Source organism: Streptomyces sp. NPDC107500 (assembly GCF_055582785.1).
The window spans coordinates 461,367-474,754 of the sequence record NZ_JBVJPF010000008.1; the positions used below are offsets into that span (position 1 = coordinate 461,367).

General features: G+C 72.1%; 14 protein-coding genes. 6 read left to right on the top strand and 8 right to left on the bottom strand.

The features are described 5' to 3' along the window. The first annotated feature begins 125 nt into the window (after positions 1-125). A complete protein-coding gene (locus tag ACZ67M_RS31325) occupies positions 126-584 on the top strand; it encodes a hypothetical protein (RefSeq protein WP_161326221.1) in 459 nt (152 codons plus the stop codon). Between the two features lie 42 nt (positions 585-626). Continuing rightward, positions 627-1,364, top strand: coding sequence for a nucleotidyltransferase family protein (locus ACZ67M_RS31330; protein WP_122621068.1), 738 nt, complete (start codon positions 627-629; stop codon positions 1,362-1,364). Between the two features lie 99 nt (positions 1,365-1,463). Here ACZ67M_RS31330 and ACZ67M_RS31335 read toward each other — a convergent pair whose 3' ends face one another. From ACZ67M_RS31335 to ACZ67M_RS31360, 6 genes are all read right to left on the bottom strand, one after another. Then, positions 1,464-3,185, bottom strand: a complete 1,722-nt coding sequence (locus tag ACZ67M_RS31335) for a DoxX family protein (RefSeq protein WP_361366510.1) — start codon at positions 3,183-3,185, stop codon at positions 1,464-1,466. Between the two features lie 296 nt (positions 3,186-3,481). Then, positions 3,482-4,423: a 23S rRNA (guanosine(2251)-2'-O)-methyltransferase RlmB gene (gene rlmB, locus ACZ67M_RS31340; RefSeq protein WP_361366507.1), complete on the bottom strand. Its 942-nt coding sequence runs from the start codon at positions 4,421-4,423 to the stop codon at positions 3,482-3,484. A 120-nt stretch (positions 4,424-4,543) separates the two neighbouring features. Continuing rightward, on the bottom strand, positions 4,544-5,944 hold the full coding sequence (cysS, locus tag ACZ67M_RS31345; protein ID WP_469853741.1) for a cysteine--tRNA ligase: 1,401 nt from the start codon (positions 5,942-5,944) through the stop codon (positions 4,544-4,546). A gap of 236 nt (positions 5,945-6,180) precedes the next feature. Beyond that, entirely contained in the window at positions 6,181-6,684 is a 504-nt protein-coding gene (ispF, locus tag ACZ67M_RS31350) for a 2-C-methyl-D-erythritol 2,4-cyclodiphosphate synthase (RefSeq protein ID WP_469853742.1), read from the bottom strand. Continuing rightward, positions 6,674-7,462 carry a 2-C-methyl-D-erythritol 4-phosphate cytidylyltransferase gene (gene ispD / locus ACZ67M_RS31355; protein WP_361366502.1) on the bottom strand — a complete coding sequence of 263 codons (789 nt, stop codon included), beginning with the start codon at positions 7,460-7,462 and terminating at the stop codon, positions 6,674-6,676. Before ispD ends, ispF begins: the two co-directional genes overlap by 11 nt. A gap of 301 nt (positions 7,463-7,763) precedes the next feature. Continuing rightward, positions 7,764-8,246, bottom strand: a complete 483-nt coding sequence (locus tag ACZ67M_RS31360) for a CarD family transcriptional regulator (RefSeq protein WP_003953493.1) — start codon at positions 8,244-8,246, stop codon at positions 7,764-7,766. 619 nt (positions 8,247-8,865) lie between these two features. Between ACZ67M_RS31360 and ACZ67M_RS31365 the strand changes: the two genes are divergently transcribed. Beyond that, positions 8,866-9,585, top strand: coding sequence for a copper chaperone PCu(A)C domain-containing protein (locus tag ACZ67M_RS31365; RefSeq protein WP_469853743.1), 720 nt, complete (start codon positions 8,866-8,868; stop codon positions 9,583-9,585). Between the two features lie 73 nt (positions 9,586-9,658). Here ACZ67M_RS31365 and phoP read toward each other — a convergent pair whose 3' ends face one another. Beyond that, a complete protein-coding gene (phoP, locus tag ACZ67M_RS31370; RefSeq protein ID WP_465270534.1) occupies positions 9,659-10,330 on the bottom strand; it encodes a two-component system response regulator PhoP in 672 nt (223 codons plus the stop codon). Positions 10,331-10,335: 5 nt separating this feature from the next. After that, positions 10,336-11,616, bottom strand: a complete 1,281-nt coding sequence (phoR, locus tag ACZ67M_RS31375; protein ID WP_361366496.1) for a two-component system sensor histidine kinase PhoR — start codon at positions 11,614-11,616, stop codon at positions 10,336-10,338. Between the two features lie 236 nt (positions 11,617-11,852). Between phoR and phoU the strand changes: the two genes are divergently transcribed. From phoU to ACZ67M_RS31390, 3 genes are all read left to right on the top strand, one after another. Beyond that, positions 11,853-12,542, top strand: a complete 690-nt coding sequence (gene phoU / locus ACZ67M_RS31380) for a phosphate signaling complex protein PhoU (protein WP_161326571.1) — start codon at positions 11,853-11,855, stop codon at positions 12,540-12,542. 148 nt (positions 12,543-12,690) lie between these two features. Then, a complete protein-coding gene (locus ACZ67M_RS31385) occupies positions 12,691-12,846 on the top strand; it encodes a hypothetical protein (protein WP_163016399.1) in 156 nt (51 codons plus the stop codon). Positions 12,847-13,023: 177 nt separating this feature from the next. Continuing rightward, positions 13,024-13,365 carry an SCO4225 family membrane protein gene (locus tag ACZ67M_RS31390; protein ID WP_469853744.1) on the top strand — a complete coding sequence of 114 codons (342 nt, stop codon included), beginning with the start codon at positions 13,024-13,026 and terminating at the stop codon, positions 13,363-13,365. Positions 13,366-13,388 lie beyond the last annotated feature (23 nt).

Below are 13,388 nucleotides of genomic sequence, written 5' to 3' on the forward strand. Positions count from 1 at the left end.
CGGACTTTTCACTCCCCGCGCGTCAACCCCCTACCCACTTCGGGGCTTCTCTTCATCCCCCGAAAGGGTGACTAAATGTCGCCAAATCATTACCGGGCGCTACCCTCACTCGCGTGAAGCACTCCGTGAAGCACTCCACCACCCGACAGACGCGACGCGGCCGGGGCCCCGCCCACCGGATCGGCCGCTCTCTCGCCTTCGTCCTGCCCGTCGTCCTGGTGCTCTCCGGGACCCTCGCGGTCACCAGGGTCAACTGGTCCGGGGACCCCTCGGACTCGGTGCTCGCCGCGTCGGAGGCCTCCTCGGCCAAGGCATCCTCCTCCCGGACCGTCGCCCGCGCGCCGCACGAGGTGCTGCGCGACCGGCTGCTGACCGAGCTCCAGGAGGAGGACCCGGGCGTCGCCCTCACCCACCTCCAGGAGGCGGTGAACGAACGCCCGTCGCTGGCCGGCCACTGCGCGTCCATCGCCCGCGCCCTCGGCCGCGCCGCGGTCAAGGTGTACGGGCCGACGCGTGCCCAGTCGTACTCCCGTCCCGTCTGCGACACCGCCTTCGCCTCGGGCGTGCTGGCCGCGCACGGCTGACGAGGCTTCGGGGGCCGGTGGGGCGCCGCGTACAGTTCGGGCATGACCGATCCGAACGCCGCGTCCCGCCGCCCCGTTCAAGCCGTCGTCCTGGCGGGCGGACAGGGTTCCCGGCTGCGCCCGTACACCGACGACCGGCCCAAACCGATGGTCGAGATCCCGGGCACGGGGACTCCGATCATCGGCCACCAGCTCGCCTGGCTCGCCGACGAGGGCGTGACGGACGTCGTGGTCTCCTGCGGCCATCTGGCCGAGGTGCTCCAGAAGTGGCTGGACACCGCCGACCTGCCGCTCTCCGTCACCACGGTCGTCGAGACCGAGCCCCTCGGCCGCGGCGGCGGCCTCAAGTACGCCGCCGCGCACCTGCCGCACCCGGACCAGCCCTGGTACGCCACCAACGGCGACATCTGGACCCGCTTCTCGCTGCGCGACATGGCCGACTTCCACGCCGAGCGGGACGCCGTCGCGACCCTCGCCCTGGCCCGCCCGCGGCTGCCGTGGGGCGCCGTGCAGACGGACGGCTTCGGCCACATCACCGACTTCATCGAGGCCCCGCCGTCGACCTTCGAGATCAACGCCGGGGTGTACGTCTTCTCGTCCGCCTTCGCCGCGATGCTCCCGGAGCGCGGCGACCATGAGCGGACCACGTTCCCCAGGCTGGCCCGTGAGCGCCGGCTGTCCGGCTTCCCGATCCCGCAGGGCTCCTACTGGCGCGCGATCGACACCGCCAAGGACCTGACGGAGGCGGCCCGCGAGCTGGCGGCCCTGAGCGGCCGCTGAGCGCCCCCGCCACGGGCGAACGCCGAGGGGCCCCGCACGGTGATGTGCGGGGCCCCTCGGCGTGTCCACGGGCCCGTGGGCCGCGTTCCGGCCGCTGTCCTACCCCAGGAGGCCGCCCACGAGGCGTCCGCCCGGCTGGCCGGTGGAGGACGAGCCGCCGCCCTCCTCGCTTCCGGAGCCCCCGGTGGAGCCGCCGGTGGTCCCGCCGGAGCCTCCGGAGCCGGTCGAGGTGCCCCCGGCGGTCGGTCCGGCCGAGGTGGTCGGCGCCTGGTTCTGGCCCGCCGGGGACGACTGCCGCGGCGGGGCCTGTCCGCCGGTGTCCTGGGAACGGCTGGGCGTGCCGCCGCCGGTGGTGCCGCTCTCCCGGGTCGCTCCCGGTGTGGTCGCGGCTCCCGTGGACGGGGTGGTGGCCCCGCTGGTCGCGCCCTGGGTGGGCGAGGCGGAGGCCTCCGGGCTCTTCGGCTCGCGCGTGCCGGGCTCCTGCGGGAGCGGGGCGCCGGGCAGTTCGTTGCGCGGGGCCTCGCCGGGGCCGGGGACGACCACGCGGTCGGCGTCCCGGACGGCACCGCCGAGCAGCGAGCCGACCAGGAGGGTCGCACCGGCGACCAGGAAGGTGACGAGGGCGCCGCGGCGCAGGACGTAGCGGCGCAGGTCCCAGATGTCGGCGCGCGGGCCGAGCCGGCGCCAGGCGCTGCCGGCGAGTCTGCCGTCCACGGAGTAGACGGGCGCCCCGGCGATGATCAGCGGCGACCAGGCGGCGAGGTAGATGATGTCGGGCGCGTCGTAGACGGGGACGCTCTTCCAGCTGACGGTGACCAGGAGCGCGGCGGACAGGCCCGCCCCGATGACGGCGCCCACGCGCTGCCAGCAGCCCAGCACGGTCAGGACGCCCACCAGCACCTGGAGGAAGGCGATGACGAGCCCGGCGCCGACCGGGTGCGCCAGGGCGAACTGGCGCAGGGGCTCGGCGACGTCCCAGGGGTGCAGGGTGTTGAGCCACTTCACCATGGAGCCGCGTTCGCCGCCGTCGAAGTAGACGGGGTCGCAGAGCTTGCCCATGCCGGCGTAGATCGAGATGAAGCCCAGGAAGACGCGCAGCGGCAGCAGCACGACGCCGAGGTTCATGCGGCGGCCGGGGAAGTACGCGTGCCGCGCCGGGTCGTCGGAACGGCGCCTGCCGCGCGGCTCGTCCGCGTCCGAGTCGTCGCCGTAGCCGTCGTGGCCCTCGTGGTCTTCGCCCTCTCCGTGGCCGAAGTCCTGGGCGGCGTAGGCGGGTTCGTCGTAGGCGCTGCCGACGGTGCGCATGGCGGGCAGCAGCCGGGTGCCCTCGGGGACGGGGCCGCGCTGGGCGCCGACGAGGGGGGTTTCGAGGGTCTCGGTGGCGGGGCCTCCGTCGTAGCCGTCGTAGTCGTCGTAGCCCAGGGGGCCCCCGCCGAGATCGACCCTGGGGATGACCTGGGTGGCTCCGGCGTCGGCCCCCGGGTCCTCGACGTGGTGCCCGGCTCCCGCCCGCACCGCCTGGAGCAGCCGGTGCGCGCCGGTGTCGTCCGGGTCGGACCGTCCGCTCCACACCACGGCCCGGCGACGGCCCGGGGCGGCGGGGATGCGTGGGGTGGTCTGGGTGGCGCTCAAGTGCTGTGCGATCCGCGGCGACTGGGTCCGCCGGGCGGAGGCACCGAACTGCACGCGGAAGCTCGCGTGGTTGACGATGACCTGGGCCGGATCGCTCGGCACCTTCACCATGCTCAACGCGGGAGCGTCGTCGTATCCCGACGAGCGGTCCCCCGTGGGTGTGCGGGGTGTTCTGGTGTCCACACTCATCTAACCGAGTGATGTGTCGTTAGGACACTGCCTTGACCGCCCGGATCTGTCCGGACCGCGTCAAACCAGCCCGGACCACCCGGAACACCCCGTGTGGGGGACGGCCCCGAACACCCATCCCCCGCCCGAAGCACCGATCACCGGCGTCAGCGGCGTCGCCGCGCCGCCTCGTACAGCACGATCCCCGCCGCCACACCGGCGGCCCCTCTTCTCTGCCGCACTCGCGCGCTGCGCGGCTTCGCACGGCTGCGCCGGCCTCCGACCGGCGGGACACCGTGCCCCGCGCCGACCGGACGTCAGCGGCGTCGCCGCGCCGCCTCGTACAGGACGATCCCCGCTGCCACACCGGCGTTGAGCGACTCGGCGCCACCCGGCATCGGGATCCGCACGCGGAAGTCACAGGTCTCGCCGACCAGGCGGGACAGTCCCTTGCCCTCGCTGCCGACCACGATGACCACGGGCCCGTCCAGGGCCTCCAGGTCGCCGAGTTCGGCCTCGCCGTCGGCGGCGAGACCCACGACCGTGATCCCCGCCTTCTGGTACGACTCCAGCGCGCGCGTGAGGTTGGTGGCGCGGGCGACCGGCGTACGCGCGGCCGTACCGGCGGACGTCTTCCACGCACCGGCCGTCATCCCGGCCGCGCGCCGCTCGGGCACGACGACGCCGTGGCCGCCGAAGGCGGAGACGGAGCGGACGACGGCTCCGAGGTTGCGCGGGTCGGTCACTCCGTCGAGCGCGACGATCAGCGGGTCCGCGCCCTCGTCGTGGGCGGCGGCGACGAGGTCCTCGGGGTGCGCGTACTCGTACGGCGGGACCTGGAGGACGAGACCCTGGTGGTTGAGTCCGTTGGTCATCCGGTCCAGCTCGGGACGCGGCGCCTCCATGAGGTTGATGCCACCGCGCTCGGCGGCGAGCTGGAGCGCCTCGCGCACCCGCTCGTCGTTGTCGATGAACTGCTGGACGTAGAGCGTCGAGGCGGGCACGCCCTCGCGCAGGGCCTCGTAGACGGGGTTGCGGCCGACGACGAGTTCGGACGTCGACCGGCCGCCACCGCGCCGCTGCTGCGGCCGGCCCGTGGCGCGGCGCGCCTTCGCGTTGGCGGCGCGCTGCTTGGCGTGCCCCTTGCGCATCTCGGCGGGAGGCGTCGGCCCCTTGCCCTCCAGGCCCCGGCGCCGCTTGCCGCCGCTGCCGACCTGCGCGCCCTTCTTGCCGGACATGCGGCGGTTGTTCGCGGCCATGAGTTACCTGTCTCCGCTCTCTACGGGAGTGTGCGTGAAGCTTGTGTTCTATGCAGTGTGCCGCCCGGAGGGCCGGGCGGCACAATCGATCTACGGGACGGACCTCGCCGACCGGCCGGGTCAGCGCGACCCGAGACTCCAGCGGGGCCCCTGCGGGCTGTCCTCGATGACCAGCCCGGACTGTCCGAGCTGGTCGCGGATGGCGTCCGCGGTGGCCCAGTCCTTCCGCCCCCGCGCGGCCTCCCGCTGGTCGAGCACCAGGCGTACGAGGCTGTCGACGACGTGCCGCAGGTCCTCGCCCTGCTCCTGCTCCCCCGCCCAGTGCGGGGCCAGCGGGTCGAGACCGAGGACACCGAGCATGGCCCGCACCTCGGCGAGCCGCGCCACGGCGGCGTCCTTGTCGTCGGCGGCCAGCGCGCTGTTGCCCTGCCGGACGGTGGTGTGCACGATGGCGAGCGCCTGCGGGACACCCAGGTCGTCGTCCATCGCCTCGGCGAAGGCGGGCGGCACCTCGGCGGCCGGCTCGACGGTCTGCCCGGCCAGCTCGGTGACCCGCTGCACGAAGCCCTCGATGCGCGCGTACGCCGACTCGGCCTCGCGCAGGGACTCCTCGCTGTACTCGATGGTGGAGCGGTAGTGCGGGGTGCCGAGGTAGTACCGCAGCACGACCGGCCGCCACTGCTTGACCATCTCGGAGACGAGCACGCTGTTGCCGAGCGACTTCGACATCTTCTCGCCGCTCATGGTGACCCAGGCGTTGTGCACCCAGTACCGGGCGAAGGCGTCGCCGAAGCCCTCGGCCTGGGCGATCTCGTTCTCGTGGTGCGGGAAGATCAGGTCGATCCCGCCGCCGTGGATGTCGAACTCGCTGCCCAGGTACTTGTGCGCCATGGCGGAGCACTCCAGGTGCCACCCCGGCCGCCCACGCCCCCACGGCGTCTCCCAGCTCGGCTCCCCGGGCTTGACCGCCTTCCACATGGCGAAGTCCCGCGGGTCCCGCTTGCCGGTCTCGCCCTCGCCGGAGGGCTGGCGCAGGTCGTCGAGGTCCTGGTTGGACAGCGACAGGTACCCGGGCAGGGACCGCACGTCGAAGTAGACGTTGCCCTCGGCCTCGTAGGCGTGCCCGCGCACGATGAGCCCGCGCATCATCTCGACCATCTCGGTGATGTGCCCGGTGGCGCGGGGCTCGTAGGTGGGCGGCAGGCAGCCGAGGGCGTCGTAGGCGTCGTTGAACGCCCGCTCGTTCTCGTACCCGATGGACCACCAGGGGCGGTTCTGCTGGGCTGCCTTCCAGATGATCTTGTCGTCGATGTCGGTGACGTTGCGGATGAACGTGACGTCGTAGCCGCGGTACGCGAACCAGCGGCGCATGATGTCGAAGTTCAGCCCCGACCGGATGTGCCCGATGTGCGGGGCCGCCTGCACGGTGGCACCACACAGGTAGATCGAGACGCAGCCCGGCGTGAGGGGGGCGAAGTCACGGATCTGCCGGGCGCTGGTGTCGTACAGCCGAATAGTCACGAGTCCAGGGTAGTAGGCCCCGAGCAGTGCCACGGGCACACGGCCGACGTTGGTACCCCGCTTCTTGCCCGACCGAGCCGGACGATCGTGGCGAGTCCAGCCTCTTGCCCGACCGACTCGGACGATCGTGGCGAGTCCAGCCTCTTGCCCGACCGAGTCGGGTGGTGGGTGGGCACAGGCCGGGGTCCAGGGGCGGAGCCCCTGGCGGGGCGCGGGGCGGAGCCCCGCACGGTGCGTCAGCCCACCCGGACGACCAGCGCCGTCGCCACCGCCATCAGCCCTTCCCCCCGCCCGGGGAACCCCAGCCCGTCCGTCGTCGCCCCCGACACCGACACCGGCGCCCCCACCACCTCGGACAGCACCTTCTGCGCCTCGTCCCGCCGCTTGCCGATCTTCGGCCGCGCCCCCACCACCTGCACCGCGACGTTCCCGATCCGGAACCCCGCCGCCCGCACGATCCGCGCCGCCTCCGCCAGCAGCGTCACCCCGGACGCCCCGGCCCACTCCGGCCGCCCCGTGCCGAAGTGCTGCCCGAGGTCCCCGAGCCCGGCCGCGGAGAACAGCGCGTTGCACGCCGCGTGTGCGACGACGTCCGCGTCGGAGTGCCCGGCCAGGCCGTCCCCCTCGCCCTCCCACTTCAGCCCGGCGCACCACAGTTCCCGCCCCGCCTCGAAGGCGTGGATGTCCGTACCGATCCCCACCTGCGGCAACACCGGCAGCGCCTCCGCCTCAGAAGCCATCGTTGAGCCTCCTGCGCGCCAGTACCGCCTCCGCGAGGACCAGATCCAGCGGCCGCGTCACCTTGAACGCCTCCTCATGCCCCGGCACGACCACCACGGCCGGCCCCATCCGCTCGACCATGCTCGCGTCGTCCGTGACGTCGTCGGTCACCGTCGCGTGGGCCCGCACCAGCGTCTCCCGGTCGAAGCCCTGCGGCGTCTGCACCGCCCGCAGCAGCGCCCGCTCCGGCGTCGCCACCACGGGCTCCGGCACGCCGGGGACCTCGGCGGGCTCGACCTGCTTGACGGTGTCGGCGAGCGGCACGGCCGGCACCACGGCGGGCGCGCCCTCCCGTACCGCCTCGATCACGGCGTCCACCGTGTCCACGGGGACCAGCGGCCGGGCCGCGTCGTGCACGAGGACGATGCCGTACTCGGGCGGCAGCGCGTCCAGTCCGAGCCGTACGGACTCCTGGCGCGTCTCGCCGCCGGGGACGACGAGGAAGTCCGTCCGCTCGGGCAGCGCGTGCGCGTCCAGCAGGCTCCTGACCTCGGCCGCGCCGTCGGGCGGGGCGACGACCACCACGAGGGAGACCCCGCGGGAGGCGGCCATCGCCCGGACCGCGTGGATGAGCATGGGCGTGCCGCCCAGCGCCCGGAGGGCTTTCGGGGCGCCCGGCCCGAGCCGTACGCCACGGCCGGCGGCCGGAATGACCGCCGCGGTCCTGGCGTTGGCACGGTCGTCGGCGGCCCTGTCGGCCGACGGCGGGACGGGCGAGGGACGCGAATCGTCAGACATCGGTTCCTGTCAGGTTTGTGTGCTCGACCTAGTTGGGTATGGCCTCACCGTGCCGGGCGCGACGCCTTGACCGGACCCTTCCGTGACCCTGGTCGAGTCAGCAGTCCGGGCCCGGCACACCAGGACCCGGGGAAAGCCTCCCGGGAGGAGCGTACGAGGATCATCGGCATCCGGACCTGCGGATGCGCGAATTCACATCCGGGTACGAACATGCCGCAGCGCCCGGCGACGGCAAAGACGTCATCGGGCACCACGGCATTTCAGTGCGCTGAACCGAGCGGGCGGCGGTCCGCGCCTCGCCTCAGGAGGCGAGCACCTCGTCGAGCAGGGCCTCCGCCTTGTCCTCGTTGGTGTTCTCCGCGAGAGCCAGCTCGCTCACCAGAATCTGGCGGGCCTTGGCGAGCATGCGCTTCTCACCTGCGGAGAGTCCGCGCTCGCGCTCACGACGCCACAGATCGCGCACGACTTCCGCGACCTTGATGACGTCGCCGGAGGCGAGCTTCTCCAGGTTTGCCTTGTAGCGACGCGACCAGTTCGTGGGCTCCTCGGCGTACGGCGCGCGCAGCACCTCGAAGACCCGGTCCAGCCCGTCCTGACCAACCACATCACGCACGCCGACGAACTCCGCATTGTCCGCTGGCACACGTACCGTCAGGTCGCCCTGAGCGACCTTCAGCACCAAGTAGGTCTTGTCCACGCCTTTGATCTGGCGAGTTTCGATAGCCTCGATCAGCGCGGCCCCGTGATGGGGATAGACCACGGTGTCGCCAACCTTGAACGTCATGTGACAGGTACCCCTTCCGTGGCTATCCAGGGTAACACGGAAACGGCGGGTTCTGAATGGCGTTTTCGCAGGTCAGGGCATATCTCGGGGCTTGACAACAGCAACAGGAACGTGCTGCGCGAGGCGAGCGGAAGAAAGAATTCGCAGGTCGGAGCGGCTCTCCAGGCCGGGCGAAACAGGCCCGTCACACACAACCGGAGCGCCATCCACCGGGCTGAACATCCCGATATGTCCGGTTCCAGGCGTGCGACTTCCGCTACTCCGTTCGGTGGCCGTGCCGGGGTTCCGGCCGATTCCGGAATTGATCACGAGCCACGCCGATGGGCCCTCGGTGATCAATTTCCGGCGCTCCGCGCATTCCTTCACCGAAATTTCGCGCACCGATCGACAACCCGTATGGCGGACCGGCTCTTATACGAATGGCGGACGGGTGCGAGCCGCAAAGCGGCCCCCGAAGAGGGCCGGGACTGCCGCCTGCCGGGCGAAGCCCGTGGTCCTTCGGGGAGGGTCGGGTGCGGCGGCCCGGGAACGGCTCGGTAGCCTAAGGCCGCTGACAGTCACTTAGGGCGGCTTTATCCGTTGCCGCCACCCCGCTCGAGTCCAAGGAGTTGCCGCCGCCGTGAGCAGCAGCCTTCGACGCGGTGCCCTCGCCGCCGCCGCCATCGCGTTCTCGATCGCCTCGCTCGCCGCGTGCGGTGCCGGTCACAACGCCCAGTCGCTGGAGATCAAGCCGGACAACGCCGCGACGACGGTCGGTGACATCCAGATCCAAAACGCCGTCGTCATCACGCAGCCGGACCTGGAGTCGACGGGCCCGGCGGTGGTCTCCGCCACGCTGTTCAACAACGGCAGGTCGGACCAGACGCTCGAGTCCATCACCGTGGCCGGCACCGACAAGACCGCCGAGCTGAAGCCCGCCGAGGGCCAGAAGGGCGGCCTGACCGTCCCGGCCGGCGGCTCCCTGGTCGTCGGCGGCAAGGACAACGCCGCCGCCGTCCTGCCCAGCAGCCGTGAGGCGGTCCAGGACGGCAACGCGCAGAAGATCACCTTCACCTTCAGCAAGGCCGGTGAGGTGAGCCTGCGCGCCTTCGTCGTGCCCGCCGAGAGCTACTTCTCCGGCTGGGGCCCGAGCGACGTCCCGGCGACGCCCGGCGCGTCCGCACAGCCCTCCGAGGGGGCCTCCGGGGAGCCCTCCGACGGCGAGAACTCGGGCAACCCGGGCGAGCCCACCGGCGAGGCCTCGGGCGAGCCCTCCGGCTCGGCGAGCGAGACCGGAACGGCGACCTCCGGCACCTCCCAGGGCACGGACACCGGCACGGGCACCGACGCCGGCCACTGAGCACCGTACGGACGAAGGGCGGGACCTCCGGGAGGTCCCGCCCTTCGCCGTGTCCCGAGGGACGGCGTCCGGTCTACGGCTCGAACTTGTACCCGAGCCCGCGCACCGTCACGAGGTACCGCGGCGCGCCCGGGTCGGGCTCGATCTTGGCGCGCAGCCGCTTGACGTGGACGTCGAGGGTCTTGGTGTCGCCGACGTAGTCGGCGCCCCACACCCGGTCGATCAGCTGCATGCGGGTGAGGACGCGGCCGGCGTTGCGCAGCAGCATCTCCAGCAGGTCGAACTCCTTGAGCGGCAGGTCGATCTTGGTGCCGCCCACGGTCACCACGTGCCGGTCGACGTCCATGCGGACGGGGCCGGCCTCCAGCGCGGCGGGAGCGACCTCCTCCGGCTCGCCGCGGCGGCGCAGTACGGCGCGGATGCGGGCGACCAGCTCGCGGGAGGAGAAGGGCTTGGTGACGTAGTCGTCGGCCCCTATCTCCAGCCCGACAACCTTGTCGATCTCGCTGTCCTTGGCGGTCACCATGATCACGGGAACGTTCGAACGGCCGCGCAGCTGGCGGCAGACCTCGGTGCCCGGCAGGCCGGGCAGCATCAGGTCGAGGAGGACGAGATCGGCGCCGTTGCGCTCGAACTCGTCGAGTCCGTCGGGGCCGGTGGTCGCGACGGCGACCTCGAAGCCCTCCTTGCGGAGCATGTACGACAGGGCGTCGGAGAAGGACTCCTCGTCCTCGACGACGAGCACACGGGTCACGGAAGGACCTCCGGGGCGGGAAGCGTTTCGTACGGGGATGTTTGGGGGGATGAGGGGGACCGTTCGGCGTCGTCGGTCTCGTCGCTGAGTCCGGCGTGGTCCGGGCGTCGCGCCGCTCGGTCGCGGGACAGGCCCGATTCCGGCAGTCGCAGGGTGAAGGTGGAGCCCTGGCCTTCGGCACTCCACACCGTGACCTCCCCGCCGTGCGAGGCGACCACGTGTTTGACGATGGCGAGACCCAGACCGGTGCCTCCGGTGGCCCGGGAGCGGGCCGGGTCGACGCGGTAGAAGCGTTCGAAGACGCGTTCCTTGTCCCGCTCCGAGATGCCGATGCCCTGGTCGGTCACGGCGATCTCGATCAGGTCGCCGCCGGGGGCGTTGACGCGGCGGGCGGCTATGCCGACGCGGGTGCGGGCGGGCGAGTAGTTGACGGCGTTCTCGACGAGGTTGCCGAGCGCGGCGGCGAGCTGGCCGCGGTTGCCGCGTACATGCAGATCCGCCGTTCCTCCGGCGGCCATGGTGATCTGCTTGCTGCCGGCCGCCTGCCGGCAGCGGTCGATGGCCTCGGCGACCAGCTCGTCCACCCGGACGGGCTCGGCGTCGTCGAGGGGGTCGTCGTTCTGCACCCGGGACAGGTCGATGAGCTCCTGCACCAGGTTGGTGAGCCGGGTGGCCTCGATCTGCATCCGCCCGGCGAACCGTTCCACGGCCTCCGGGTCGTCCGCGGCGTCCATGACGGCCTCGGACAGCAGGGAGAGCGCCCCGACCGGGGTCTTCAGCTCATGACTCACGTTGGCGACGAAGTCGCGCCGTACGGCCTCGATGCGGCGGGCCTCGGTGAGGTCCTCGACCAGCAGGAGCACCAGCCGGGACCCGAGCGGCGCGACGCGCGCGGAGACGGCCAGGGCCTCGCCCCGTCCGTTCCCGCGCCTGGGCAGGTCCAGCTCGACCTGCCGTATCTCCCCGTCCCTCCGGGTGTCCCGGGCCATCTGGAGCATCGGCTCCACGGCGAGCTTGCCGCCCCGGACCAGGCCGAGGGCGTACGCCGCCGAGCTGGCCTTGACCACCCCGTCGGCCTCGTCGAGGACGACGGCGGAGGAGCGGAGCACCGACAGAACGGTGTCCACCCCGGGTGGAAGGACGGGGTCCGTGTGCAGGGAGGTGCGGGTGGGGCGTTTCTGGTCGCGCTCGCTCCAGCGGAACGCCAGCACGGCGATGACGCCGGTGAGTACTCCGGCGATCGCTGCCACTGCGGCGACCGCCGCGTTCACGTCCATGTCTCCAGGTTAGGCATGCCGTACGTCCTCGCCCCAGCCATCGGGGTGCGACCTCGAACACTCGTCGCCCAGAGTTCACCTTGGAGCCAGTGACGGTTCATTTGTGGTGCCGGAAACGGACGCGTACAGGCCGGAACGTGTAAGCGTGGGGGCACGGCGAGGGGTGCGAGCCGGTGCGAGCCATGTGCGAGCCAGTTCTTTGAGCCCCCTAAACGGACGTACGAGAGGGAACCCTGATGCGGGACGCGTACCACGAGGAACTTGATTCGATCGGTGACGGTCTGGTGGAGATGGCCCGGCTGGTCGGGTCGGCCATCGGACGCGCCACGACCGCGATCCTCGACTCCGACCTGAAGCTGGCCGAGGCCGTCATCGAGGGCGATCAGCGGGTCGACGAACTCCAGCACGAGCTGGAGGCCCGGGCGATAACCCTGCTGGCCCGGCAGCAGCCGGTGGCGACTGACCTGCGGATCGTCGTCACCTCGCTGCGGATGTCCGCCGACCTGGAGCGCTCGGGCGACCTGGCCCAGCACGTGGCCAAGCTCGCCCGGCTGCGCTACCCGGAGCGCGCCGTCCCGCACGACCTGCACGCGACCATCCTGGAGATGGGGCAGCTCGCGCAGCGCCTGATGGCGAAGGCCGCCGAGGTGATCATCACCAAGGACGTCGACCTGGCCCTCCAGCTGGAGCAGGACGACGACGCGATGGACCTCCTGCACCGCACGCTCTTCCAGCACCTGATGGACGACCGCTGGAAGCACGGCATCGAGACGGCCGTCGACGTGACGCTGCTGGGCCGCTACTACGAGCGCTACGCCGACCACGCCGTCGCGGTCGCCAAGCGCGTCGTCTACCTGGTCACCGGCGAGCACGCGGACGACCTCCAGGCGGACATCCAGCCGACCACGCAGGTCGAGGGCGCCTGACCCCCACGGGAGCGTACGGGCGGGGCGTACGGACCGGGGCGCGCGGCGAAGCCCCAATGCGCCGTTGATACGGCGGCCGCCCCGGGCGTGCAATGGAGGCGGACACCGGCCTCCAGACGGAGGCGGGCAGCAGCTTCCAGGAGGATCCATGGCCGATTCCCCCAGCACGAAGCCCGACCCCGCCCGGGAACGCCGCACCGAGCGGCCCACCGAGATCCGCGCCCTGCCCCTGATCGCCGCCTGCGGCTGCGGCTCGGGGTGCGGCTGCGGCTGCCAGTCGGGCAATCCCTGCCAGTGCGGCTGACGGCACTGCGATGGTGCGTGGGGCGGCCTGGGATGTGGCCGGCCGCCCCAGGCTTCCCGTGGGTGTCGCGTCGTTCGACTTGAGTACGGGTACTCAGGCTCCGGAGCCGCCTGCGTCCGACCCTGGAAACAGGAAGAAGACGTAGACGCACCCGACACCCGGGGAGATCGAGATCCCATGAAGACCAGCCCGATACGCAACTTCGCCCGCCTCGCCGTCGCCAACCGCGTCTCGGGGATCTACCTCGCCCTGGTCGGCGGCGCGATGGCCGTGGCCGCGTTGGTGCCCCTGTTCGCGGACAGCCCGGACGCGTCCCTGATCTGGGTCTGGCCCGCCCTGTTCACCTTCCCGGCCTTCGGCTTCGTGGCCTGGCTCGGCGAGGGCGGCTGGGGCGGCGACGCGCCCGCGTGGTTCTTCATCGGCGGCATCGTGCTCGCGGCCCTGGTCCAGTCGCTGGCGCTGGGTGCGGTCTGGAACGGCCTGCGGGGCCACCGCGGCAACCTCGGCACGGCGAACTGAAACACGGCCGGGCCGGCGCGACT